The organism is Actinoplanes sp. NPDC000266 (assembly GCF_042899005.1).
Classification (GTDB): Bacteria; Actinomycetota; Actinomycetes; order Mycobacteriales; family Micromonosporaceae; genus Actinoplanes.
Genome location: NZ_JBIAZI010000010.1, coordinates 242,725 through 267,289, shown reverse-complemented (window position 1 = coordinate 267,289; position 24,565 = coordinate 242,725). Strand labels below are relative to the sequence as shown.

The following is a 24,565-nucleotide window of genomic DNA, read 5'->3' as shown; positions in this document are numbered from 1 at the left end:
CTCGTGCGGCGCCGGCCTTTTTCGCGTGCAAGGACCGAAAACCTTGACACCCGTCGATCGTACGGCCTAACGTCCGGCCCAACTGTTAAAGAGTTTGCCAATCAACGTTGGGGGGCGACGTGACCCGTCCGGCCGGCTCGTCCAAGCTGCTGCGCACCATGAACGAGAGCGCGGCGCTGGCCCACCTGCTGGACCCCGGCATGCTCACCCGCGCCGACCTGCGCAAGCTGACCGCGCTCTCCACCCCCACGATCTCCGAGGTGCTGCGCCGCCTCACCGAGTCCGGCCTGGTGGTCGTGGCCGGCCACGACAGCGGCCGCCCAGGCCCTTCGGCCGAGATCTACAACGCCAACCCCGACGCGGCGTACGCCGCCGCACTCTCCATCCGCGACGTAGCCCCCGGCGCCGCCCCGTCGGTGGTAGCCGCCCTCTGCGACCTGACCGGCAAGGTGCGGGCACGCCTCGAGTGCGCCATCGACTTCGCAGCCGAGAACGCCAGGCAGCACGGCGTGAGCGCCAGGCACGACGGCGGCGCCGAGCACGGCGAGAGCGCGGGGCAGGACGGAAGCGCCGGGCAGGACGGAAGCGCCGGGCAGGACGGAAGCGCTGGGCAAGGCGACAGCACCGGGCAAGACGGCGGCGCCGGGCAAGGCGAGAGCGCCGGGCCTCTGGCCGCTTTGTCCGGCGTCTTCGAGAAGCTCTGCGTCGCGGCCGGCGTCCCGGCCGACCGGGTCCGGCACGTGCAGCTCGGGGTGCCCGGGTCCTACGACCCGCGCACCGACACCATCCACCACGTCGACGTTCCCGGCCTCGGCCGCACCGGCCTGGTGGCCGACCTCGCCGCGGCGCTCAAGACCGAGATCGGCGTCGACAACGATGTCAACCTGGCCGCGATCGCCGAACGGCGGCGCGGCGTGGGCCGCGACACCGAGAGCTTCGCCCTGCTCTGGCTGGGCGAGGACGGCCTCGGCCTGGCCATCGACCTGGGCGGCACGCTGATGCGCGGCGCCCGGGGCGGCGCCGGCGAGATCGGCTACATGCCCCTCTACGCGCCGGGCGAGAAGCACGACCTGCACGACCTGATCGCCGGCCCCGCCCTCCTCAAACTGGCCGACGAGAAAGGCCCGCCCGGCACAGAGAAACTGTCGGGCACGGAAGGACGGGCCGGCGCGGAACAACCACCCGGCACGCAACGACTGCCCGGCACGGAACATCTGCCCGGCACAGAACGGCCGGCTGGCACAGAACGGCTGGCCGGTCGAAGGCCGGCCGACGCCCGGCCGGACGGTGACAAGACAGTCCAGGAACAGCCGGCCGGGCACAAAGGCCGGACCGCCTCTGACGTCGCCCGGGACGCCGAAGGCGGGCTTCTGGCTGAGATCGCCGACCGGATCGCGGTCGGCGTGGCCGCGGTGATCGCGGTGCTCGACCCCCACCTGGTAGTACTGGCCGGCCCGATCGCTCAGGCCGGCGGCGTCACGCTCCTCTCCGCGGTCCGGGCGGCCCTCAAGAAGGCCGCCCCTCTGGAGAGCGAGATCGCCGTGACCGCCATCGACGACGACGCGGTGCTGCTCGGCGCGCTCGACGCCGGTCTCACCGCGGTGCACAACGCCCTGTTGGCCACCATCCGCGATAGCTGACCCTCACCCCAAGGAAGGCCATTGTGAACAAACGGCTCCCCCATGCCCTTTTTGCCCTGACAACCGCGCTTATGGTCACGGCGGCCTGCACGCCCGCGCCCAAGGAGAACAAGATCGCCGATCCCGGTACGGAGGTGTCCGGCACCGTCGAGCTCTGGCACTTCTTCACCGAGCGGGAGGCCGACGCGGTCGCCCAGGTGGTCAAGGACTTCGAGAACACGCACCCCAAGATCAAGGTGACGATCAAGGCGGGCCAGGACGACTCCAAGGTCACCCAGGCCATCGGCGCCGGCAACGGCCCGGACGTCGGCCTGTCCTATTCCACCGACACCGTCGGCAAGTTCTGCTCCTCCGGCGCCTGGGTCGACCTGAAGCAGTACATCGACCGCGACAAAGTGGACCTGGGCAAGCTGAACGCGACCACCCGCTCGTACACCGAATTCCAGGGCAAGCGCTGCGCGATGCCGTTCCTGGCCGACGCCTACGGCATGTTCTACAACAAGGACCTGTTCGCCAAGGCCGGGCTCACCGCGCCTCCCAAGACGCTGGACGAACTCACGGCGTACGCCAAGAAACTGACCGTCAAGAACGCCGATGGGTCACTGAAGACGGTCGGGTTCCTGCCGTTGTACGACTTCTACGAGAACGCGGCCGCCCATCTCGCCCCGGCCGTCGGCGCGAAATGGCTGACCGACGACGGCAAATCCGCGATCGGCGCCGACCCGGCCTGGAAGACGCTGCTGACCTGGCAGAAAAACCTTGTCGACTGGTACGGCTACGAGAACCTCACGAAGTTCCGGGCCGGCCTGGGCGACGAGTACAGCGCCGACAACGCCTTCCAGAAAGGCCAGGTCGCGATCAACATCGACGCCGAGTACCGCCTCGCCTTCGTCAAGGACCAGGCGCCGAACCTCAAGTACGGCGTGGCGCCCATCCCGGCCGGCGATCCCGCCAAGTACGGCGGCGGCTACGTCACCGGCAACATTCTCGGCATCAGCAAGAACGCCAAGAATCCCGAGGCCGCGTGGGAGCTCATCAAATATCTCACCACCGACGACCAGGCCGTCATCAAGCTGGCCGGGCTGCTGAAGAACATCCCGACCACGACCGCCGCCATCGCCGATCCGGGCCTGCAGTCGGACGCCGATTTCAAGACGTTCATCGACATCTTCAGCAACCCGAACTCGTCGACCACCCCGCCGTCCGCTTCGGGACCGGCCTATCAGGAGACCTTCGGGCAGTTCCTCAACAATTACCAGTCCGGCAAGATCAAGGACCTCGATGCCGGTCTGGCCGACGCCGACAAGCAGGTCAACAGCGTCATGACCCTGGGCGGATAGCCGATGTCCGCCAAAGTGCGGAGAGGCCTGACGACCTTCTCCTTCCTGGCCCCGGCCCTGATCGGCATCGCCGTCTTCTTCCTCTATCCCCTGGGCTCGGCGGTCTACTTCTCGTTCACCAAATTCGACCTGCTCTCGGTGCCGGAATGGGTCGGACTGGACAACTACCGGCGGATGGCGGACGACCCGTTCCTGCTCCAGTCGATCCGCAACACCCTGTGGATGGTGGCCGTCTTCGTCCCGGCGCGGATCGTCGGGGCGATCGGCCTGTCCATGCTGCTCACCCAGCTCAAGCGCGGCGCCGGCTTCTTCCGGACGCTGTTCTATCTGCCGGCCCTGGTGCCGCCGGTGGCCGCCACCATCGCGTTCGTCTATCTGCTCAAGCCGGGCACCGGCCCGGTCAACCACTTCCTGGAGAAGATCGGCATCGACGGCCCGCTCTGGTTCAACTCGCCGGCGTGGGCCAAGCCGTCGCTCGTCCTGCTCGGCCTGTGGGCGATCGGCGACCTGATGGTGATCTTCCTGGCCGCCGTGCTCGGCGTGCCGTCCAGCCTCTACGAGGCCGCGTCGCTGGACGGCGCCAACGCCTGGCAGCGTTTCCGGTCGATCACGCTGCCGACGATCCGCCCGGTGGTCCTGTTCGCCGCGGTCACCGGCGTGATCTACACGTTGCAGTACTTCGACCAGGCGGCGGTGGCCGGCTCGATCGCCAGCGGGCAGGCCACCGTCGGCGGCGGGATCTCGTCGAACTTCGGCTTCCCTGAGGGCTCGACCTTCACCTATCCGCTGTGGCTCTACACCGTGGGCTTCCGTTACAGCGCCCTCGGCTATGCGAACGCGCTGGCCATCGGCCTGTTCGTGGTGGCCCTCGCGGTCACCCTGATCCTGCTGCGCCGGGCCAAGGCCTTCTCCGGGGAGGAATCGTGACGGCCGTTCTCGAAGCGCCCTTGAAAATCGAGCCGGCGCCCGATCGGCGCGTCCGCCGGCAAAAAAGGCTCGCCTGGATCGCCAAGCACAGCATCGCCATCGCGATCGGCGTCATGTTCGTGACCCCCGTCGTCTATCTGGTACTGCTCTCGCTGATGACCAGCGACCAGGCATTGACGAGCGACTACTGGCCGAACACGTGGCATCCGGAGAACTACATCCGGGTCTTCGAGGTCACGCCACTCCCCCGCTATCTGCTCAACACCGTCATCTACGCGGTGACGTCGACGGCTCTCGTGCTCCTGTCGAGCGTTCCCGCCGCGTACGCCCTGGCGAAGTTGAAGTTCCGTGGGAGCAACGCGCTGTTCCTGCTCGTCATCTGCGTGATGATGCTGCCGCCGCAGGTCGTCACCGTGCCGCTCTATTTGATGTGGGCCCGGTACGGCCTCACCGGCTCGCTGTGGCCGCTCATCATTCCGGCGCTGTTCGGCGACGCGTTCTGCATCTTCCTGCTGCGGCAGTTCCTGCTCACCATCCCCACCGAATATCTGGACGCGGCCCGGGTCGACGGCTGCGGTGAGTGGCGGACCCTGCTGCGGGTGGTGCTGCCGATGGCCCGGCCGGGCATCGCGGCGGCCGGTCTGTTCCAGTTCTTCTACTGCTGGAACGACTATTACGGGCCGCTTCTCTACACCAGCGAGAACGAGAGCTCGTGGACGCTGTCGCTCGGGCTGGCGTCGTTCCACAGCGTCCATCACGTCGACTGGAATCTGGTCACGGCGGCCACCGTGCTGGCCATGGCCCCGCTCATCGTCATCTTCTTCTTCGCTCAGCGCGCCTTTGTGCAGGGCATCACACTGACAGGCTTCAAGGGATGAAAATCGCGGTCGTCGGCGGCGGGTCGACGTACACACCGGAATTGATCGATGGTTTTGCCCGTCTGGGACCGATGGTGACCGAGCTGGTCCTGGTCGATCCGGCCGCCGAACGGCTCGAGATCGTGGGCTCGTTCGCGGCCCGGATCCTTTCCCACCACGGTCATGCGGCGAAGATCTGGTGGACCTCCGATCTGGACGCGGGAGTGACCGACGCCGATGTCGTGCTCATTCAGTTGCGAGTCGGCGGCCAGAATGCCCGGATCGCGGACGAGACCTTTCCGCTCGATTGCGGTTGCGTCGGGCAGGAGACGACGGGCGCCGGCGGGCTGGCCAAGGCGTTGCGCACGGTGCCGGTCGTCCTCGATGTCGCCGGCCGCGTCCGGCGTCGCGCGGCGCCGCATGCGTGGATCATCGACTTCACCAACCCGGTCGGCATCGTCACCCGCGCGCTGCTCGACGAGGGCCACCGCGCGGTCGGGCTCTGCAACGTGGCGATCGGCTTCCAGCGACGGTTCGCCGGGCATCTCGGCGTCGAGCCGTCGCAGGTCACGCTGGAGCACGTTGGCCTCAACCACCTGACGTGGGAACGGGCGGCCTATGTGGACGGCGTCGATCGGCTTCCCGATCTACTGGCGTCCTTTCTGCCGGAATTGGCGGCTGAGGTAGACCTGCCGCCGCACGTGCTGACGACCCTCGGCAATGTTCCGTCGTACTACCTGTCGTACTTCTACGAGCACGACCGTCACGTGCGGGAATCGCTCGACGCGCCGACCCGCGGTCAGCGGGTCGCGGAGATCGAGGCGACGCTGCTGGAGATGTACCGCGACGCCGGCCTCACCGAGAAGCCGGAGCTGCTGGGCCAGCGCGGCGGCGCCTACTACTCGGAGGCGGCGGTCGGGCTGATCGCCTCGCTGCACGGCTATGACGACAATGCCGTCCATTCGGTCAATGTGCGCAACGAGGGCACACTGCCGTTCCTGCCGGACGACGCGGTCATCGAGGTCTCGGCCCGCGCCGGCGTCTCCGGCCCCTCGATCCTGCCGATCAACCCCCTGCCGCCCGATCTGAGCGGTCTGGTCACGCACGTTTGGGGGTACGAGGAACTCGCGCTCGACGCGGCGTTGCGGGGCGGCCGCGAGCGGGTGTACCGGGCGCTTCTCGCCCATCCGCTGGTCGGACAGCACTCGGTGGCCCTGTCGCTGGCCGACCGGCTGATCGCGAGCGGGCGCGACCACCTCGCGTGGGCGCGATGAGCGGGCTCTACCTGGCGATCGACGGCGGCAACTCGAAGACGGACGTGGTGCTCGGCACGGCCTCCGGCGAGGTGCTGGGCGTGGCCCGCGGCGGCACGTCGTCACCGCACAACGTCGGCCTCGACGGGGCGATCGCCGTCCTGGACGAGCTCGTCCGGTCGGTGGTCCCGTCCGGGACGGCGGTCGACGTGGTCGCGGCCTACATGGCCGGGGCCGACCTCCCGATCGAGGTGAGCCGCCTGCACGAGGCGGTCGCGGCGGCGGGCTGGGCCTCGCGGGCGCTGGTCGACAACGACTGCTTCGCGCTGCTGCGCTCGGGCACGTCGATGCCCGACGCGGTCACCGTCGTCTGCGGCGCCGGCACCAACTGCGTGGGGCGGGCGGCCGACGGCCGTACGGCCCGGTTCGTCGCCCTGGGACCGATCTCCGGCGATTGGGGCGGCGGTCATGACCTGGCCGAGCACACGCTGCGGCTGGCCGCCCGGGGCGAGGACGGCCGGGGCCGGCCGACGGCGCTGAGCGCGGCCGTGGCCGCCCACTTCGGCCGGCCCACGGTCGAGGCGGTGTCGATCGCCCTGCACCTCGGAGAGATCGACCGGGACGAGGTGCCGTCGCTGAGCGAGCTGCTCTTCGAGGTGGCGGCGGCCGGCGATGTGGTGGCGGCCGGGCTGGTCAGCCGGCAGGCGACCGAGATCCTGGCCCAGCATCGGGTGGCGGCGGGACGGCTCGACCTGCTGTGGCGGCCGCACGCGCTGGTGCTGGGTGGCGCCGTGCTGAGGGCTCGGCATCCGCAACTGCACGACGAGGTGGTGGCCGGGGCGCGGCGGCAGGCCCCGCACGTGGAGATCTCCGTGCCTTCCGTGCCGCCGATCACGGGGGCGGCGCTGTTGGCCATGGATGCGCTCGGCGCTCCGCCCTCAGCCGAGCCTCGGCTGCGGGACGCTCTTGCGGTGGTGTCTCCTCTTACTGCTTCTCTGTTCTGATCACTTCTCTGTTCTGATCACCACGGACTTGGCGGCGCGGTCGTGCAGGCCGCGCCCGTCACCGTCATTGATCAGAGCGGGGATGACCAGGGCGAGCAGCACGGCCCGGATCAGCGCGCGGACGATGCCGATGGCGCCGCCGTCGGTGACCGACACGATGCGGATCTTCGCCAGCATCATGCCGAGCGTCTGTCCGAAAAGGCCCACGAAGAAGGCGTGCACCACGACGAAGACGCCCAGCTGGGCCCAGGGGTTGGTCCGCAGGTCGTCGACGAAGAAGGTGGCGACGAGGGTGGCCAGTGCCCAGTCGATCGCCAGGGCGACGAGCCGGCGGCCGAAGCCCGCGAGCTGCACCTGTCTGAGGTCGATCGCTTCCGCCATGCGTGAAAGGGTACGCGGGGCGGTTTCGGTGACCCGGCACACGCCTCGGCCGACACGCGATAGCCTCACCCACAGTGTTCGTAACACGGCAGAAACATTTGGGATACGCCGGGGCAACTCCCACCCCATAGCGTCGCTGCCAGCCTAGCCACGCGGCGGAACCACGCCGCCCCGGTATCGATTTTTCGCGCCAGGAGGACGTGTTGTTCGCCAATCCCGAGGAACTCCTGCGATACCTCAAGGACGAGGACGTCAAATTCGTCGACGTGCGGTTCTGTGACCTGCCCGGCGTGATGCAGCACTTCAACATGCCGGTCGAGTCGTTCGACGACAGCGTCGTGACCGACGGCCTCGCCTTCGACGGATCGTCGATCCGCGGGTTCCAGGCCATCCACGAGTCCGACATGATGCTGCTGCCGGACGTCACGACGGCCTTCATCGACCCGTTCCGCATCCAGAAGACGCTGGCGCTGAACTTCTTCATCCACGACCCGTTCACCCGCGAGGCGTACTCGCGTGACCCGCGCAACGTGGCGAAGAAGGCCGAGACCTACCTGGCCTCCAGCGGCATCGCCGACACCGCGTACTTCGGCGCCGAGGCCGAGTTCTACATCTTCGACTCGATCCGCCACGAGACCAGCGCCCACCAGGCCTTCTACTACATCGACTCGATCGAGGGCGCCTGGAACTCCGGCAAGCAGGAGGAGGGCGGCAACCGCGGCTACAAGACCGCGTACAAGGGCGGCTACTTCCCGGTGGCCCCGGTCGACCACTACAGCGACCTGCGCGACTCCATGGTCCGCCGCCTGATCGACGTCGGCTTCACCGTCGAGCGCTCCCACCACGAGGTCGGCACCGCCGGCCAGGCCGAGATCAACTACAAGTTCTCGACCCTGCTGCACGCCGGCGACCAGATGCAGATGTTCAAGTACATCATCAAGAACACGGCCTGGGAGCACGGCAAGACGGCGACGTTCATGCCGAAGCCCCTGTTCGGCGACAACGGCTCGGGCATGCACACCCACCAGAGCCTGTGGCTGAACGGCGAGCCGCTGTTCTACGACGAGACCGGCTACGCCGGCCTGTCCGACACGGCCCGCTGGTACATCGGCGGCCTGCTCGCCCACGCGCCCTCGCTGCTGGCGTTCACCAACCCGACGGTCAACTCGTACCGTCGCCTGGTCCCCGGCTACGAGGCCCCGGTCAACCTGGTGTACTCGCAGCGCAACCGCTCGGCCTGCACCCGCATCCCGGTGACGGGAAGCAACCCGAAGGCCAAGCGCGTCGAGTTCCGCGTACCGGACCCGTCGGGCAACCCGTACCTGAGCTTCTCGGCCCAGATGATGGCCGGCCTCGACGGCATCAAGAACAAGATCGAGCCCCCGGCCCCGATCGACAAGGACCTCTACGACCTCCCGCCGGAGGAGTGGGGCACCGTCAAGCAGGTCCCGGGCTCCCTGGACGCGGTCCTGAACAGCCTCGAGAACGACCACGAGTTCCTGACGGCCGGCGGCGTCTTCACCGACGACCTGATCAGCACGTGGATCGACTGGAAGCGCTCCAACGAGATCGACCCGGTGCGCCTCCGCCCGACCCCGCACGAGTTCGAGATGTACTACAACGTCTGACCCACACTGACGTCGAAAACGGCGGTCACGTCCGGCTTCCCGCCGGCGTGGCCGCCGTTTTGTCTCTTGCGGATCAGCAAGTGGGAACCTGCGTGCTGCTCGACAGAACGGCGTTATGGGGCAAAGCGTGCGCTCAGCTGACGGGCAGCCTGTAGTGCAGGACGAACGCGGCCGCGTCCATGACGGTGTCGCAGACCTCCACCGCTCGTCCGGACGCCACGGCGGTGCGGACCAGATGGATCACGGGGGAACCGGGCGACAGTGACAAGGCCCGGCTCTCTTCGCCGGACGGCATCCGGGCGGTCACCTCCTCGTCGTAACGCTCGAAGACGAAGCCCTTGTCCTCCATGCGCGCGTAGATGCCACCGGGGCCGGGATTGGCTTCCGCTATCGGCGTGTCCTCGGCTATGTCGAGCGGGATGTACGACGTCGCGAGCTCGATCGGCTGGCCCTCCGCCAGATATCGGCAGCGCCGGATGATGGCGTCGGCTTCGGGTTCCAGTAACAGGCGTTCCGCTACTCCGGGTGGGACGCTTCCCCGGCCGACGAACAGCACGTCGACCGTGAACGCGCGGTTGCCGGCCTCCATGTCGACCGTGAAGGCGGCCTTGCCCTCGCTCCGATGGGCGAAACGGTCCGAGGACAGGCGCCGGACCGGTGGCTGACGCCGCACGAACCAGCCTCGACCGTGTTCGGCCGTGACCAGGCCTTCGGTCACGAGCACGGACAGGGCTCGCCGGGCGGTCACCCGGCTGACGCCGTAGTCGGCGACCAGCCTGCTCTCCGGCGGCAGTTGCGCGCCGGGCGGCAGATCCCGCGACTCGATCGACGCTCGGAGCGCGTCCGCGATCTGCCGGTAGACCGCCCGGTCACTGCCGGGGCCCTCGTCACTCGGTCAGCGTCGCTGCCACGGTGGTCGACGAGCGCGGGTGGGTGCTTGTCATCCAGCGCCGCGACAACGGGCGCTGGGAGCCGCCCGGTGGTGTGCTGGAGCTTGACGAGTCCATCCTGGACGGCGTCCGGCGTGAGACGGCCCGGGCCGAGTGGTGGGCCCCGGAAACTGTCAGCGGGCGGATGGACGCCGTTCATGCCGTCCGGATTCTCGGCGCGCTCCGGCCGGACGGGCCGGCTGTGCGCACCCACGATGGTCACACTGTGATGCCCGAGGAGGGTCAGGACAGGCCGGCCGCCTCGGCGGCGGTTGCCGCTGTGACGCCGGCGGCTCGGGCGTAAGCCTCGTCGAAGGCGACATCGCCCAAGGCGGCTCGGGCCTCGGCGGTTATGCGGTCCACGTCGGGGACTGCCCTGTCCTCTGATCCTCGTACGGCGTCGGCCGCGCCCAGCAGGAACGCCGCCTTTGACGGGTTGCCCTCTCGGAGTACCAGGTCGGCTATTCCGACCAGGACCACCGCGATCACCGGGGAGTCCCGGGAGGACATGGCCGCCTCCATCGCCTCCTCGTGGCACGTTCGGGCCGCCGCCAAGTCGCCTGATGCCGCGTCCACCAGGCCCTGCGTGCTCATCGTGATGGCCCGGAACTGGGGTACCGCTGCCGGGTGGCGCATCAGGCGTACGGCGGCCTCCATGCTTCTTCTGGCTTCTTCCAGGTCGCCCTCCATGCGGGCGAACGTGGCGCTTCCGTAGGCCACCGACGCGTTCACCTCGGGGAGGTTGATCTCCTCGGCGGCCGCTCGGGCCTTCTTCAGGACCGTTCGGGCCTCTATCGCCTCGCCCGCCAGCCACAGCTGGTGGGCCAGTTTGACTTCCATCTGGGGCAGGTCCTCGCGTACGCCCACCTCGCGGACCAGGGCTATCGCCTCACGCTGCCAGGTCACCGCCTGGGCGAAGTCGCCCCGGGACGCGGCCATGTCGCCCAGGGAGCTCAGCGTGAAACCGATGCCCCAGCGTTCGCCGATCGCCCGGAAGCCGGCCAGGGCCTCGCGCATTTCGCGCTCGGCGACCTCGGGGCTCTGGCCGAAGTTCAGGCGCAGCTGCGACACCATCATCTTGGCCACCGCGCGCAGCCACGGGTCCGGGTCGTCGAACAGCGGCTCCGTCATGCGGAAGCCGGCCTCGGGGTCGTTGCGGTCGTCGAACATCACCGACAGCGGGCCGATCATGCGGAGGGCCGGATGGGCCGATTGGCTGTGGGCGCCCGTGTCGCGGGCCAGGCGGAACTCGCGCTCGACCTCCTCCAGCCCCAGCGCCCCCTCCAGACCGTTGATCGCCGCGTACGTGTGCACCAGCGCCAGCTCGTCGATGTCGGCCTCGCCCGGTGGCATCGTGGAGACGCCGGCCGCCAGCACCGCGCCCTCCGAGCGGTGGCCGCTCAGCCACCAGTACCAGCCGAGCCGGGCCACCAGCGCGGCCCCGGTCACCGTGTCGCCGGCGTCGATCGCCGCCCGGACCGCCGCGTGCAGGTTGTCGTGTTCCGCGGCCAGGCGGCGCAGCCACACCAGCTGGTCGGCCCCGCGCAGTTGCGGGTCGGCCTCGCCGGCCAGTTCGATCAGCCAGGCGGCCAGGGCGAGCCGCTGCGACTCGGTCTCGCCGGCCTGGGCCAGCTGTTCCAAGCCGTACTCCCGAATCGTCTCCAGCATGCGATAGCGGCCGTCCGGGCCCAGCACCAGCAGCGACTTGTCCACCAAACCGCCCAGCACGTCCAGGCCGGTGCCGCAGACCCGCTCGACCGCGTCGGCGTCGGCGCCCCCGGAGAACAACGCGAACCGGCGCCACAGACGGCGCGACGGCTCGTCGATCAGGTCCCAGCTCCAGTCGACCACCGCCCGCAGCGTCTGGTGCCGGGGCAACACCAGGCTTCCGCCGGTCAGCAGGCGGAAACGGTCGGCCAGGCGGTCGGCCAGGACCGAGACCGGGAGGGTACGCAGCCGGGCCGCGGCCAATTCGATGGCGAGCGGCATGCCGTCCAGGGCGCGGCAGATCCGTACGACCGCCTCGGCGTTCTCCTCGGTCAGCGTGAAGCCCGCGGCGCGGTCGAGCAGGAGGCGTACGGCCGGGAAAGCGGAAGCGACGGCAGCTCCCGCACCCACCGGCGGGAGGGCCAGGGGCTCGACCGGGCAGAGCCGTTCGCCCGGAATGCCCAGCGGCTCGCGGCTCGTGGTGAGCAGGCGGACGCCCGGCGCCGCGCGCAGCAGGGCGTCGGCCACCTGCGCGGCGGCGGCGATCAGATGCTCGCAGTTGTCCAGGATGATCAGCATCTCGCGGCCGGCGACCGCGCTGATCAGGCGGCCGAGGGTCTCGCCGAGCGGCACCCGGCCCGGCACGTCGAGGACGGGCTGGCCGCGCGGCACCAGCGTGTTCAGCACGGCCTGCGGCACCTCGGCCGGATCGGTGACCGGGGCCAGCTCCACCCGCCACACCTCGCCCGGCACCCTGGCGCCCACTTCGACCGAAAGGCGAGTCTTTCCACTGCCACCCGGACCGAGAAGGGTGACGAGACGATTCGCCCGAATTTCGGATTGGAGGTACGTGATCTCCTGCTCCCGGCCGACGAAGCTGCTCACCTCGGCCGGCAGGTTGCCGCGCCCCTTCGCCGGCTCCTCGCGGAGCGTTTCCCGATGGAGCGCCGTGAGCTCGGCCGACGGATCGGCGCCGAGCGCGTCGGCCAGTCCGCGCCGGATCTGTGCGAAGACCTCGAGCGCGCGGCCCGGGTTGCCGCCGGCCCGCAGCGCCCGCATGAGCACCGCCGCCAGTCGCTCGTCCAGCGGATGAGCGGCGAAAAGACCCTCCAGCTCGGGTACGGTGTCGCGCGTGCCGATCTCGGCGGCGAGGCTCTGCCGCCGCGCGGTGTCCCGCAACTGCTCCAGCCGTACGGCTTCGGCCCGCGCCACATCCGGGAAGTCGAGCTCGCCCCGCCACAGCCGCAGCGCGGCCGCCGGGTCGGCCGGCGCGAGCCGGGTGAACAGGTGGGCGTCGACCCGGTCGGCCTCGACGACCAGCCGATATCCGCCCGGTCCGCTCTCGATGACGAGCCCGGCTTTACGGAGCCGCGACACCAGGGCCTGGAGCGCGTTGCCGGCCGCCGCGGGCGGATCGTCGGCCCAGACCCCGTCGATCAGCCGGTCGGCCGAGACCACCCGGCCGGCGTCGAGGGCGAGGAGCAGCAGGAGGGTACGGAGTCGCACGCCCGCCACCGGCACGGTCTCACCACCGTCGGCGCGCAGCTCCACCGGCCCGAGAACCGCGATCTCCACCCGTACGATTCTGCCCGCTCTGGCAAATCGGTTGTTCTCAGGTGAGGCTGGACCAGGGGAAGTTGATCCACTTGTCGGTGCGCTTCCAGACGTACTCGCAAGGGGTGATGGTGTGTGGCTTTTCGTAGATGACGGCGGTGCGCACCTCGGCCGCGTGGGCCGCGCAGAAATCGCGGACCAGTTTGATGGTCTCGCCGGTGTCGGCGACGTCGTCCACGATCAGCACGTCGGCGCCCGTCATGTCGGCCACGCTGGGCTCCGGGCCGAGCATGACCGGGGTGTCCAGGCGCTCGTCGACACCCGTGTAGAACTCGACGTTGATCACGTGCAGGTTCTTGATCTCGAGGGCGTAGCTGATCGAGCCCGCCGCGAACAGGCCACCCCGCGCGACCGCGAGGATGAGGCTCGGCCGCCAGCCGTCGCCGGCGATCTGCTGGGCCAGGGCGCGCCCCGCCCGCCCGAAGTCGTCCCAGGTCAGGATCTCCCGCTCGGTCACGCCTTCAACTTACCGGCCACACATAGGGGAGATCGTCCGGCACGTCCGGGCCGAACAGCGGGCGATAGAAATCCGGATCCTTGCGCAGCAGCGCCGACTGGTGGCTCCGATGGACGTCCGGGTCTCCGAGCCACGGGGGAAGTTCGTTCACAACCGCCAATTCCTTCTGCGTACGGATGGGATGCCCCAAGCCAAGATCGGCCACCAGGGTCGCCGCGCAGGTGTCGGAGCGCCCGGTAGCGGTCCAGACGGCGCACATGTCGAGGCCGTAGCGGACCAGCCCTTCGGCGTATCCCCGCCACATCTTCACGGCCGGGTGGTGGCGCCAGCCGTACCCCTCGACCACCAGCCCCCGCAGCACCTGAATGGTCTCCACCCGCTGCTTGCCCAGCCGCTTCTGATCGAGCGCCTCCGCCGAAGCGACGAAATCCGGGTAAGGCAGGAATGTCTGCATCCCCCGATTCTTCCCTGGTGGGGTGGCGCTACACGACGATCAAGGACGAGAATCCTCCGGTGATCCGCGCCCCCCGGCACGTCTCCCTCGACCCGGACGGCCTAGCCGGCCTGTGCGTCCTCGTCGCCGCCCCGACCGGAGTCGTCTACCACCATCAGTACGGCGGCACGGCCTGCCGCCAGGGCCAGCAGGAGGGCTTCCTGGTCCCGCTGGCGGCGTTCAGCGCCCTCGACGAGCTCCGCGAAATCTTCGAGGTCCACCTGGACAGCGTCGGCACGTGGAACTACCACTGGCCGGAAGACGAGCTCGACCATCTGCGCCGCGTCATCGGCGAGGTCTCGTACTGGGCTTCCGACGACGGCCGCAGCGAGGAACCGAAGCCTTTGAACCTCGACGAGTCCCGCTTGGCCGACGTCGACGAGGCCTGGATCCCGGTCGAGACCCCGGACGGCCCCGGCATCCTCATCTGGCCCAACTCCGACTGACCTCAGCGAAGAGCGGCGGCCCGTGTGGGGCCGGGGCTTGTACGCCGTGGTCCTCATCGGGCTGGCGGTGGCGCTGCACCTGGGACAGCGCTGGACGTGGCGCGTCATGGTGGTGATCTGCACGGTGTCGGCACTGCTCGGCGCGCTGCTCATCGGGCTGTTCGGGCTGCGCGCCGTCGCGCAGATCGTGGGTCCGGCGGTCTATCCCTTCCTGCTGACAAGGCCGAGCGTGCGTGCCTGGTTCGCGCCGGAGCCACCGCAGTTGGACACTGCTTGAACGGCGGCCTTCCTGGAATCGGTCATCCGCTCGGTGGATGGGGTGCCGCATGCGTTGCAACATGCTGATAGACCGGATGGTGACATTGCGCGAGGAGCTGATCACCTGTGGCTGATCTTGGAGTGCTGGTTCAGGACGTTGTCCCGTACGTCACGGCCGCGGCCGGGGTGTACGGAGGCGCCGTGGTGCAGAAGGTCACCGACGCGGCCGCCGACGCGGGAGCGGACGCGACAGTGGGGATAGGACGGCGGTTGTTGCGCCGGCTGTTCACCTCCGGCCGCCGCGACCAGATCGAGGCCGCGGTGGTCGAGGTCGGCGAGTCCCCCGACGACGAGGCGTCAGCGGCGGTGTTGCGGGCCCAGCTGCTGAAGGCCCTGTCGCAGGATCCGCAGCTGAGGCAGGACCTGTCGCAGATTCTGGGTGAGGCCGGGGTCGGCGCGGACCGGTACAAGGTGACCGTCTCCGATAGTCAGGGCGTGCAGATCGGCTCTCACAACACCCAGACGAACACCTTCACGTCGCCGGCGTGAGCACCGGCGACTTCACAGTCGACGTCACCGGCGGCCAAGGTGTGCAGGTCGGTTCGGGGAACACCCAGACCAACATCGGTGTGGACGCGGGCGGGTTGCCGCCACCGCAGTCGGCCGCGGCCGGCGCGGTGGTGCACAACCTGCCGCGGCAGTCGGCGGTGTTCCTCGGCCGCGACCTGCGCGTGCTCGCCGACCAGCTCGGCGGCGACGACGTCGGCGTGGTGGTCGGCCAAGCCGGGGCGGTACACGGACTGGGCGGCATCGGCAAAAGCGAGCTGGTGAACCACTACGCCCGCGAATATCTGTCGCGCTATTCGCTGGTCTGGTGGATCACCGCCGACAACGTCGAGAACCTGAATCTGGGGCTGGCCGCACTGACCCGCCGACTGCACCCGGTGGCGACTTTGGCCGACGCGCAGGCGTGGGCGCTCGGCTGGCTGCAGGGGAACACGGGCTGGCTGCTGGTGCTCGACAACGTCGAGGACGTCAACGACATCGCCGACCTGCTGGGCATAGTCGGCGGCAACGGCCAGATCCTGGTGACCACCCGCCGTGACCTGGGCGCGGCCCGCTGGGCGACGCTGGGCCTGACCCCGTTCCGGCTGGGCGTGCTGGCCCGGCCGGCCTCGATCGACCTGCTGACCCGCCTGACCGGCCGCGCCGGCGATCGAGAGGGCGCCGACCGGCTGGCGGACGACCTGGGTGATCTGCCGCTGGCGCTGGAGCAGGCCGCCGCGTACGTCAGCCAGCACGCCCGGATGAGCTTCGACGACTACCGCACCCTCCTGAACAGCCAGTTCGCGCGCGTGGCCTCGGCCGCCGGCTTCGGCGGGAAGGACGACCGCGCCGTCTCCCTGGTGTGGACGCTGACCATGTCCACCATCGCCGAGAGCAGTCCCCTGGCCGGACAGGTGATGGACGTGCTGGCCTGGCTGGCTCCCGACGACCTGCCCGACGAGGTCCTGACTCCTCTGGCCGACGATCCCGCGGACGTTTACGACGCCTTGGCCCTCCTGGCGTCCTACAGCATGATCAACCAGGTCGGCGAGTTGGTCAGTGTGCACCGGCTCGTCCAGGCCGTGACACGGCACAGCCAGCAGGAGAACGCCACCGCCGAAGCCGCGCAGCAGGACACCGCCGAGCTGCTTGCCGCGGCGATTCCCGACGATCCGATCAACAACGCCCGGGGATGGCCCCGCTGGAGTGCCCTGCTGCCTCACATTGACGCGCTCATCGCCGGCCTCCCTGATGATCACCTGATCGGAACCTCTATTCCACTCGGGGATCGGGCCGCCACCTATCGGCAGTTCCAAGGCCAGACCAAGGCAGCGATCGATCAATTCGAGCTGGTACTGGCCGAAAGCCGGCGGCTGCTGGGCGACGAGCACCTGAGCACACTGACCTCCCGGCACAACCTCGCCAGCGCCTACGATTCGGCGGGGCGGCTGGGCGAGGCGATCCGCGAGTACGGGAACGTGACAGCCGACCAGCGACGGCTGCTGGGCGCGGAACATCCGAACACGCTGGCCTCCCTGCACAACCTCGCCGACACCTACCGGGCGGCTGGGCGCTTGGACGAGGCGATCCGCGGATTCGAAACCGTGCTCGCCGACCGGCGACGACTCCTGGGCGACGAACACCCGGACACGCTGGCCTCGCGGCAAGGCCTCGCCGACAGCTACCTGACGGCGGGACGACTCGATGAGGCGGTCCGCGGATTCGAAAGTGTGCTCGCCGACCGGCGACGACTCCTGGGCGACGAACACCCGGACACGCTGACCTCGCGGCAAGGCCTCGCCAACACCTACCAGGCGGCGGGACGACTCGATGAGGCGATCCGTGAGCTGAAAGGAGTGCTTGCCGACCGGCAGCGGCTGCTGGGCGAGGAACACCCGAACACGCTGATCACACGGAACAACCTCGCCAGCGCCTACCAGGCGGCAGGCCGCTTGGACGAGGCGATCCGCGAACTCGAAAGTGTGCTCGCCGACCGGCGACGGCTCCTGGGCGACAAACATCTGGAGACGCTGACCACACGGAACAACCTCGCCATCACCTATCAGGCGGCGGGGCGCTTGGACGAGGCGATCCGCGAATTCGAAAGTGTGCTCGCCGACCGGCAGCGACTGCTGGGCGACGAACACCCGAACACGATGAATTCGCGGAGCAGTCTTGCCGGCGTCTATCAGTCGGCGGGACGGTTGGACGAGGCGATCCGCGGGTTCGAAAGTGTGCTCGCCGACCGGCGACGACTCCTGGGCGACAATCACCCGGACACGTTGACCACACGGAACAACCTCGCCGGCACCTACCAGGCGGCAGGGCGGCTCGATGAGGCGGTCCGCGGGTTCAAAGGCGTGCTGGCCGATCTCCGGCGGCTGCTGGGCGAAGATCATCCATACACACTGATCACACGGAACAACCTTGGCAGCGCCTATTGGGCGGCGGGTCGGCTCGGTGAGGCTGTTCGCGAGCTCGAAAGCGTGTTCGCGGACAGCCGGCGGCTGCTGGGCGAGGGACACCCGACCACGCTGGCCACACGGGACAACCTCGTCTACGCCTACCTGGCGGCGGACCGGCCGACCGAAGCAGACGACGGTCAGGGACGATAAGGATCTTGACCGCTGCCGCCAGGACCTGAACGGCGGCCACGCCCGGGAGCCGGACGTGACCGCCGCTGAGATCAGAAGAGGCGGCCCAGACGGAGGAAGACCGTCTCGCCGGTCGCGTCGTCGATGGCGTCGTTGTCAGTGACCGCGTAGGCCTGGCCGTTGCCGGCGATGGCCAAGCCCTCGACCTTGTCCTGCACCCAGCCGTTGTCGGCCTTCAAAGCCGGCAGCAAGTCCCTGACCAGCTTCTTCTTCAGCGTGGGGACGCCCGTCCACGTGGTGGGGACGTCGAACTTGTAGACCTTCTTGATGGAGGCCTGCGGGCCCCTCTGGTTGTCGCGCTCGATCACCGCGAACGTGTTGCCGTCGACCGCCACCAGCTCGGACAGGCCGGTCCAGCCCAGCGGGGCCGTGTCGAGCGGGTAGGCCAGCCACGACCACGTGGCCTTGGCGATGTCGTAGCGGCCGATGCGCACGACGTTGGCCGGGTCCGTCTTCAGCGGGCGCTGGATGGCCACCCACACCGCGCCGTTCGTCTCGGCCACGCCCTCGAAACCGTTTGTGGTCACGGCGGCGGCGATCTCCGCCGGCAGCGGGATCTCCTGCTGTACGGCGCCACGCGCGTCCAGGCGTACGAGCAAGTTGGGGGTTGAAGCGGAACCCTCGACGCCCAGCCAATAACCGCCGGTCTTGCGCGCGGCGATGCCCTCCGCGTCGTACCCGATCGGCTTGCCGTCCTTCGTGACCGTCAGCTGGCGGGTGATCTCGGCCGGGCTGCGCGAAACCGAGACAGTCAAGATCCGGGTCGGGGTGTACGCCGAGTCGGTCACCGAGACCAGCTTGTCGCGGGTGCCGGGAACCGCGGAGAGGGCCGACAGCGTGCCGAACGGGATCTCGTGGTCGGAGACGATCGACGGGAACTGAGCCTTGCCCAGGCCGTAGATGTTGAGCGAGCCCCGGATGTTCGCGTCGGGGATCTCCTCCTCGCTGGAGACGATCACCAGGCCGCGGGACGGTACCGCGACCACGCCCTCCGGGCCGTTCGTGGTCGGCAGGAGCTGCTGGAACTTCGGCTTGCGGGGGTTCGACACGTCGTACACCGCGGTGAAGTTGCCGCGCTCGGCGTTGACGAAGACGTACGGCGTGCCGTTGATACGGGCGAACGCCACGTTCTCCGGCTCGATGCCCTTGGCGTCCGAGCGCTTGTCCGGATAGAGGCCGTGCTCGACCGCGATGTGCTCGAGCGTGTTGCCCGCGTCCCAGACGACCTTGCCGTCGCGGTTGAAGATCGTCCAGCCGCGGCTGCCGCCCTCGTAGTCGCCCTCGTTGGCCGAGGCGAAGTAGTCGTCGGAGATCCAGGCCACGCCGTCCGGCTCGCGCTTGGCGGTGATCGTGCCGTCGAGCGTGATGTTGTCGTCGTCCTTGGTGTCCACCTCGGACACCGTGACCTGGCCGGCGTCGAACTGGCGGATGACCTTCTTCGAGGCCAGCGAGATGATCGCGATCTGGTTGTTCTCCTGGAGCGAGAGCACCGCCTCGTCGCGGGAGTTGATGCTGACGTACTCGGGCTCGGGGTCGATCCCGGCCAGATCGATCCGGGCGGTCTTCCACGTCCTGGTGTCGATCACCACGAGGTAGCCGGCCGGCAGCTGCGGGATCGCGCCGTCGTTGACGTCCTCGTCGCGCTCGTTCTCGATGGCCACCGCGATGTAGCGGCCGCTCGGGGCGACGGCCACCGAGTCGGGCTGGCCGCCCAGGTCGAGCTCGCGCACCACCTTGCGGGTGCGGTCGTCGATGACGACGAGCTTGCCGGACGGGTCGGTGAAGCTCGCGCTGGTGTTCACGCCGGCCAGCAGCAGGCGGCCCAGGTGCGCCACCGAGGTGGGTTCGCCGCCGACGGCCAGGGTGCCCTTCGGCTGGGGCTTTCCCGGGTTGGTGATGTCGACGAAGCCGAGGCGCTCACCGGGGCTGTCGGTGTAGACGACCGTACGGCCGTCCTCGGTCACCGTGGAGATCTCGGCGGCCGCCGTGTCGTCGATCGACGAGTTCAGGTAGGCCGGGAAGGTGGCGAGGCGCTGGAATGCGGTGTCTTTGTGGTGCGCGGACGCCGGCGGGGAGAAGCCGGCGGCTCCGACGAGAGCGGCGAGAGCGATCGCCGAGGTGGTACGGCGCTTTGACATGGGTTTTGACTACAGAAGGATCTTGTCCTCCTGATGGACGTCAGACGAACGACGGGTGCCGATGGGTGTCCAGATCAGCAGGGCCAGGCTGAACCAGACATAGAAGTTCCCGCCGATCAGCTCCAGCGGCGGCCGCGGCCGCTTCTCCCAGAGCCAGGTCAAACGCGAGGTCATGATGACGTACGCGGCCCCGCCGAGCCACAAAGGCCGCTTGTCCGTTCCGGACAGTCCCGCGTCGACGCAGCGCACGATGGCCGGAATGAGCCAGACGCAGTGGTGGATCCAGGTGACCGGGCTGATCAGGCACCCGAGGACGCCGGTCAGGGCCAGCCCGCCCATGATGTCGTCCGGCTCCCTGCGGACCCGCCAGGCCCAGCCGGCCAGGGTCAGGAGGACGCAGGCGAGCCAGACCTTCGACTCGGCCTGGTCGATCGGGAGGCGGGCCAGGAAGCCGCGCTCGGACTGGTTGGACAGGAACGAGAGCACGCCGACCCGGTTGGTGTCCCACAGCGCGGAGGTCCAGAACTCGCGCGACTCGTCCGGGAAGACGGCGGCCGCCACGAGCGTCACACCGGCGGCGGTGCCGGAGGCGGTGATCGCGGCCCGCCAGCGCCGGGTGACCAGCAGATAGAGGATGAAGACGCCCGGGGTGAGCTTGATCGCGGTGGCCAGGCCGATGCCGACGCCGGCCCATTTGCGCCCCTTGGCCAGGCCGAGCAGCAGGTCACCGGCGACCAGCGTCAGCAGGAGGGTGTTGACCTGCCCGAAGGTGATCGTCTCGCGCACCGGCTCGAAGGCGATCGCGAGGCACACCGCGATCGCGAAGGCGAACCAGACGGTCCAGCCCTTGCGCTTGATCAGCGGAGAGACGAACCACCAGGTGAGCAGCGCGGTGGTCAGCACCGTGGCGATCACGGCGATCACGACGACGGCGCCGAACGGCAGGAACGCCATGGGCGCCATCACCAGTCCGGCGAAGGGCGGATAGGTGAAGCCGTACGGCGTGCCGGGGCGCAGCCAGTCGTAGACCATGCCGCCGTCGCCGCGGAACCAGTACTGGATGGCGCCGTAGTAGACCTTCGAGTCGAAGTACCCGTTGCGCGTCTCAGCCAGGTAGACGATGAACAGCGCGATCAGCGCCAGGACCGCTACGATTCCGATTTTTCGCTTCATGTAGTGCTTTCCACGCTGAATAGATTACGAAGGCCGTCATGAGAATGGCGCCCTGGGCCTTCACCGCGAGGGCCAGGTTGTAGCCGTCCGGCAGGCAGAGGGCGGCCGCCACCGCGCACGGGGCGATCAGCCAGCGCAGGTGCTCGTGCAGGGTGGCGGCCAGCACGGGGAGCGCCCAGACGGCGTACCACGGATGAAAGACCGGCGAGAGCAGAACCGTGGCGGCCAGCGCGTAGCCGGTGTAGAGGAGCGGATCGCGGACGCGGGCCCGCCACCAGAGCAGCACGAGCAGGACGGACAGCAGCACGATGCCGGCGACCCGGGTGACGGGCACGGCATCGGGCCCGAACAGGTCGATGGTCATGCCGATCGCGGTGGCCGGCGAGGTCCACTGGACGGAGGCTCCGCTCCCGGCCAGGCCGGTGATCCAGCCGAAGCCCCGCCCGGAGATCAGGGACGCCGCGGCCAGCGCCACCAGCACGCCGGCGACCAGCTCACCGCCGACCCGCAGGGGACCGGCTCTCCGCGAGCGCAAAGCCACCCAGAAGGCGAACGGCACCACCACGACCGCGGTCGCCTTCACCCCGATCGCCAGCCCGAACAGCAGCCCCGCCGCCCACGTCCACCGGCCGCCCATCGCCACCGCCAGCCCGGCCACCACAAATCCGACCATCACGGCGTCGTTGTGAGCGCCCGAGATCAGGTGGATCGGGATGAGCGGGCAGGCCAGGGTCAACCAGACAGCACGACCGAGGGGTACGCCCGACCAGCGCGCCAGCCTCGGCAGGCACACGGCAATCAGCACGACGCCGAGCAGGGCGATCACCCGCAACGCGGCCAAGGTGCCGGTCAGGGAGCCGCCCACCTTGACCGCCAGGGCGGCCAGCAGCAGGAAGACCGGGCCGTACGGCGCGGGCGACGACAACCACGTCGGCGCCACCGCGTCGGCCCACGGGCAGCCCAGGTCGGTCACCCCACCGGCGTACGGGTCCAGGCCCGCCGACTGCTGCCAGCCCTGACAGGCGTACGAGAACGCGTCATAGCTCCCCAGCGGGAGAAACGGCAGCAATGGAACCGCCCACAGACCCGCGGTGACGTACGCCCACCGGGCCGTCGGCGCGGCGCGGACGCCGGCCACCCACGCGCCGATGATCAGGAGGGTGCCGAGCAGCCAGGTGAGCGGAAGCGCGACGCCGTTCTCCCCGGCGAAAATGGTGCGCGGCGTCACCGTGGGCTCCCACGGGCTGCTGGCGCCGCCGAGCCAGGCCGACCCCGCGAGCAGCAGACTTCCTGCCAGGCCCACATATCGGACGGCGGTGGGGCGGGGCATGGCGAGCACCCTACCGTGACGCGCTGCAACGCCGGGTAGGGTCGGGCGCGTGTGGGCTCGGCACCGGCTGGAGTGGGTCACCGCCGTGGTCGCGGCGGTGCTGGGTGCCGTCTATCTCCTGCTGCCACCGATGGGCTCCGACCTGGCCGCCCAGGTCGCCCGGGCCGAGTTCTTCGCCGCCCACGGCTACACCCCGATCGACCTGCGGTGGTACGCCGGCGTCAACCAGCTGGGCTACAGCCTGATCTCCCAGCCTTTTATGGCATTTTTGGGTGTACGTCTGACCGGCGCCCTTTCTCTCGTAGGCGCCGCCGCCCTGTTCGCGATGTTGCTGCGCGCCACCGCGGCCCCGCGCCCGTGGCTGGGCGCCCTGGCCGGCACCGTCTGCATAGCCGGAAACCTGGCCAGCGGCCGCGTCACGTATGGACTCGGGGTACTTTTCGGACTTGCCGCCCTTGTCCTGGTGACCGGCCGCCGCCCCGGACTGGCCGCCATCCCGGCCCTGCTCGCCGGCGCCACCAGCCCGGTGGCCGGCTTGTTCCTGGGCTTGGCTGGCGTCGCCCTGGCCACGAGCGGCCGCCTGGCGCCGACGGCCGGCGCGGTGCCGACGGCCGGCACGATGCCGACGGCCGGCGCGGTGCCGACGGCCGGCGCGGTGCCGACGGCCGGCACGGTGCCGACGGCCGGCGCGGTGCCGACGGCCGGTGATCCGGGGCACGGGCGGGTCTGGCGGGGGCTTCTGATCGCGGTGCCGGCCGCGATCCCGCTGGCGGCGCTCTCCCTCTTCTTCGGCGACGGCGGCTGGATGAACATCAGCCGGACCGACACCGTCCGGGCCGTGGTGGCGAGCCTGGCCGTGGCCGTTCTCGTCCCGCGCCGGCCCGTGCGGGTGGCCGCTCTCCTCTCGGCGGCCGGCGTGCTCGCCTCCGCGCTGATCCACACCCCGGTGGGGCTCAACGCGACCCGCCTCGCGGTGATGTTCACGCTGCCGGTGCTGGCCGCCTACGCGACGTGGCCCTCCTGGCGGTCCCGCGAACGCTCGGCGCCGCTGTGGGCCGTCGCGCTCCTCCTGGTGGCGGCCTGCTGGTGGCAGCCGCCCGTCGTGACCGGCGACCTCCGGGACATGGGCAATCCAACCGCCGAGCGGAGCTACTTCACTCCCCTTCTCGACCGGCTCGCCCGGGAGAAGCTGACCGGGCGGGTCGAGATCCCCTCGACGCGGGACTACTGGGAAGCCGCCCACATGGGCGACGTCCCGCTGGCCCGCGGATGGCTGCGCCAGGCCGACATCGACCGCAACCCGCTCTTCTTCACCGAGATCCCCGGCACCTCGGGCACGGGCGTTCCGCTCACCGCCGAGACGTACCGTGCCTGGCTCGACGAGCTGGCGGTGCAGTTCGTGGCCGTACCCGACGCCGAGCTCTCCTGGTCGGGCCGTCCCGAGGCGGAGCTCATCACCGGCGGACTCCCCTACCTGACGCAGGTGTGGAGCGGAGAGCATTGGCGCCTGTACGCCGTCACGCCCGCCCGCCCGCTCGTCGGCGCGCCCGCGACACTGGTCACCCAGACCGCGAGCTCGATCACCTTCGACGCCCCCTTCGCCGGCGACGTGGCTCTCCGCGTCCGCTTCTCCCGCTGGCTCACCGCCTCGAACGGCGCCCGTGTCGACCGCGACGGCGACTGGGTCCGCGTCCACCTCCGCGCGCCCGGCCGGTACACCTTGACCAGCTGAATTAATTCGGATGCCGTCGCTCGCGAGGCCCGATAACCTTGCCGCCATGTACACAGGC

20 protein-coding genes and 1 pseudogene are annotated in these 24,565 nt (G+C 69.6%); 13 read left to right on the top strand and 8 right to left on the bottom strand.

The window, feature by feature from the left end:
• The first annotated feature begins 119 nt into the window (after nt 1-119).
• From ACFY36_RS36670 to ACFY36_RS36645, 6 genes are read left to right on the top strand one after another with little or no spacing between them, the layout of a single operon-like run.
• On the top strand, nt 120-1,640 hold the full coding sequence (locus ACFY36_RS36670; protein ID WP_499750488.1) for an ROK family transcriptional regulator: 1,521 nt from the start codon (nt 120-122) through the stop codon (nt 1,638-1,640).
• A gap of 23 nt (nt 1,641-1,663) precedes the next feature.
• A complete protein-coding gene (locus ACFY36_RS36665; RefSeq protein ID WP_499750487.1) occupies nt 1,664-2,980 on the top strand; it encodes an ABC transporter substrate-binding protein in 1,317 nt (438 codons plus the stop codon).
• Nucleotides 2,981-2,983: 3 nt separating this feature from the next.
• A complete protein-coding gene (locus ACFY36_RS36660) occupies nt 2,984-3,907 on the top strand; it encodes a carbohydrate ABC transporter permease (protein WP_499750486.1) in 924 nt (307 codons plus the stop codon).
• Nucleotides 3,904-4,785, top strand: a complete 882-nt coding sequence (locus ACFY36_RS36655; protein WP_499750485.1) for a carbohydrate ABC transporter permease — start codon at nt 3,904-3,906, stop codon at nt 4,783-4,785. The genes ACFY36_RS36660 and ACFY36_RS36655 overlap by 4 nt, the downstream gene beginning before the upstream one ends.
• The gene (locus ACFY36_RS36650; protein ID WP_499750484.1) at nt 4,782-6,038 is read left to right on the top strand and encodes a 6-phospho-beta-glucosidase; all 1,257 of its coding nucleotides are present in this window, start codon (nt 4,782-4,784) and stop codon (nt 6,036-6,038) included. The genes ACFY36_RS36655 and ACFY36_RS36650 overlap by 4 nt, the downstream gene beginning before the upstream one ends.
• Nucleotides 6,035-7,021 carry an N-acetylglucosamine kinase gene (locus ACFY36_RS36645; RefSeq protein ID WP_499750483.1) on the top strand — a complete coding sequence of 329 codons (987 nt, stop codon included), beginning with the start codon at nt 6,035-6,037 and terminating at the stop codon, nt 7,019-7,021. The genes ACFY36_RS36650 and ACFY36_RS36645 overlap by 4 nt, the downstream gene beginning before the upstream one ends.
• On the opposite strand, the gene ACFY36_RS36640 is transcribed toward ACFY36_RS36645, so the two are convergent.
• A complete protein-coding gene (locus ACFY36_RS36640; protein WP_499750482.1) occupies nt 7,022-7,402 on the bottom strand; it encodes an RDD family protein in 381 nt (126 codons plus the stop codon).
• A gap of 203 nt (nt 7,403-7,605) precedes the next feature.
• Between ACFY36_RS36640 and glnA the strand changes: the two genes are divergently transcribed.
• Nucleotides 7,606-9,030 carry a type I glutamate--ammonia ligase gene (gene glnA / locus ACFY36_RS36635; RefSeq protein WP_499750481.1) on the top strand — a complete coding sequence of 475 codons (1,425 nt, stop codon included), beginning with the start codon at nt 7,606-7,608 and terminating at the stop codon, nt 9,028-9,030.
• A 133-nt stretch (nt 9,031-9,163) separates the two neighbouring features.
• Here glnA and ACFY36_RS36630 read toward each other — a convergent pair whose 3' ends face one another.
• Nucleotides 9,164-9,880, bottom strand: coding sequence for a GntR family transcriptional regulator (locus ACFY36_RS36630; RefSeq protein WP_499750627.1), 717 nt, complete (start codon nt 9,878-9,880; stop codon nt 9,164-9,166).
• A 50-nt stretch (nt 9,881-9,930) separates the two neighbouring features.
• Here ACFY36_RS36630 and ACFY36_RS36625 point away from each other — a divergent pair.
• Nucleotides 9,931-10,263, top strand: a pseudogene (locus tag ACFY36_RS36625) (NUDIX domain-containing protein); the annotation flags it as partial.
• On the opposite strand, the gene ACFY36_RS36620 reads toward ACFY36_RS36625, so the two are convergent.
• From ACFY36_RS36620 to ACFY36_RS36610, 3 genes are read right to left on the bottom strand one after another with little or no spacing between them, the layout of a single operon-like run.
• On the bottom strand, nt 10,203-13,241 hold the full coding sequence (locus tag ACFY36_RS36620) for an AfsR/SARP family transcriptional regulator (protein WP_499750480.1): 3,039 nt from the start codon (nt 13,239-13,241) through the stop codon (nt 10,203-10,205). The pseudogene ACFY36_RS36625 and the gene ACFY36_RS36620 sit on opposite strands and share 61 nt — an antisense overlap.
• A 37-nt stretch (nt 13,242-13,278) precedes the next feature.
• Nucleotides 13,279-13,737: a phosphoribosyltransferase gene (locus ACFY36_RS36615; RefSeq protein ID WP_499750479.1), complete on the bottom strand. Its 459-nt coding sequence runs from the start codon at nt 13,735-13,737 to the stop codon at nt 13,279-13,281.
• 4 nt (nt 13,738-13,741) lie between these two features.
• Nucleotides 13,742-14,191: an MSMEG_6728 family protein gene (locus ACFY36_RS36610; protein WP_499750478.1), complete on the bottom strand. Its 450-nt coding sequence runs from the start codon at nt 14,189-14,191 to the stop codon at nt 13,742-13,744.
• Nucleotides 14,192-14,208: 17 nt separating this feature from the next.
• Between ACFY36_RS36610 and ACFY36_RS36605 the strand changes: the two genes are divergently transcribed.
• From ACFY36_RS36605 to ACFY36_RS36590, 4 genes are all read left to right on the top strand, one after another.
• Nucleotides 14,209-14,676, top strand: coding sequence for a DUF6210 family protein (locus tag ACFY36_RS36605; RefSeq protein ID WP_499750477.1), 468 nt, complete (start codon nt 14,209-14,211; stop codon nt 14,674-14,676).
• Between the two features lie 22 nt (nt 14,677-14,698).
• Entirely contained in the window at nt 14,699-14,953 is a 255-nt protein-coding gene (locus tag ACFY36_RS36600; protein ID WP_499750476.1) for a hypothetical protein, read from the top strand.
• 107 nt (nt 14,954-15,060) lie between these two features.
• Nucleotides 15,061-15,483 carry an RIP homotypic interaction motif-containing protein gene (locus ACFY36_RS36595; RefSeq protein ID WP_499750475.1) on the top strand — a complete coding sequence of 141 codons (423 nt, stop codon included), beginning with the start codon at nt 15,061-15,063 and terminating at the stop codon, nt 15,481-15,483.
• Nucleotides 15,480-18,095 carry a tetratricopeptide repeat protein gene (locus ACFY36_RS36590; protein ID WP_499750474.1) on the top strand — a complete coding sequence of 872 codons (2,616 nt, stop codon included), beginning with the start codon at nt 15,480-15,482 and terminating at the stop codon, nt 18,093-18,095. The genes ACFY36_RS36595 and ACFY36_RS36590 overlap by 4 nt, the downstream gene beginning before the upstream one ends.
• 71 nt (nt 18,096-18,166) lie before the next feature.
• Here ACFY36_RS36590 and ACFY36_RS36585 read toward each other — a convergent pair whose 3' ends face one another.
• Genes ACFY36_RS36585 through mptB form a run of 3 tightly spaced genes read right to left on the bottom strand, consistent with a single transcriptional unit; the run spans nt 18,167 to nt 22,775 of the window.
• The gene (locus ACFY36_RS36585) at nt 18,167-20,272 is read right to left on the bottom strand and encodes an esterase-like activity of phytase family protein (RefSeq protein ID WP_499750473.1); all 2,106 of its coding nucleotides are present in this window, start codon (nt 20,270-20,272) and stop codon (nt 18,167-18,169) included.
• 9 nt (nt 20,273-20,281) lie between these two features.
• Nucleotides 20,282-21,445 (bottom strand): glycosyltransferase 87 family protein, encoded by a 1,164-nt coding sequence (locus ACFY36_RS36580; RefSeq protein WP_499750472.1) that lies wholly within the window; start codon nt 21,443-21,445, stop codon nt 20,282-20,284.
• Nucleotides 21,378-22,775: a polyprenol phosphomannose-dependent alpha 1,6 mannosyltransferase MptB gene (gene mptB, locus ACFY36_RS36575; RefSeq protein WP_499750471.1), complete on the bottom strand. Its 1,398-nt coding sequence runs from the start codon at nt 22,773-22,775 to the stop codon at nt 21,378-21,380. The genes ACFY36_RS36580 and mptB overlap by 68 nt, the downstream gene beginning before the upstream one ends.
• Before the next feature lie 49 nt (nt 22,776-22,824).
• On the opposite strand from mptB, the gene ACFY36_RS36570 reads away from it, so the two are divergent.
• Nucleotides 22,825-24,507 carry a hypothetical protein gene (locus tag ACFY36_RS36570; protein WP_499750470.1) on the top strand — a complete coding sequence of 561 codons (1,683 nt, stop codon included), beginning with the start codon at nt 22,825-22,827 and terminating at the stop codon, nt 24,505-24,507.
• Nucleotides 24,508-24,565: the final 58 nt, after the last annotated feature.

Bases quoted from the DNA above. Each gene is read 5' to 3' on its own strand.
- ACFY36_RS36585 (WP_499750473.1), bottom strand. From the start codon at position 20,272: ATGTCAAAGCGCCGTACCACCTCGGCGATCGCTCTCGCCGCTCTCGTC.
- ACFY36_RS36610 (WP_499750478.1), bottom strand. From the start codon at position 14,191: ATGCAGACATTCCTGCCTTACCCGGATTTCGTCGCTTCGGCGGAGGCG.
- ACFY36_RS36650 (WP_499750484.1), top strand. From the start codon at position 4,782: ATGAAAATCGCGGTCGTCGGCGGCGGGTCGACGTACACACCGGAATTG.
- ACFY36_RS36645 (WP_499750483.1), top strand. From the start codon at position 6,035: ATGAGCGGGCTCTACCTGGCGATCGACGGCGGCAACTCGAAGACGGAC.
- ACFY36_RS36660 (WP_499750486.1), top strand. From the start codon at position 2,984: ATGTCCGCCAAAGTGCGGAGAGGCCTGACGACCTTCTCCTTCCTGGCC.
- ACFY36_RS36640 (WP_499750482.1), bottom strand. From the start codon at position 7,402: ATGGCGGAAGCGATCGACCTCAGACAGGTGCAGCTCGCGGGCTTCGGC.
- ACFY36_RS36580 (WP_499750472.1), bottom strand. From the start codon at position 21,445: ATGAAGCGAAAAATCGGAATCGTAGCGGTCCTGGCGCTGATCGCGCTG.
- mptB (WP_499750471.1), bottom strand. From the start codon at position 22,775: ATGCCCCGCCCCACCGCCGTCCGATATGTGGGCCTGGCAGGAAGTCTG.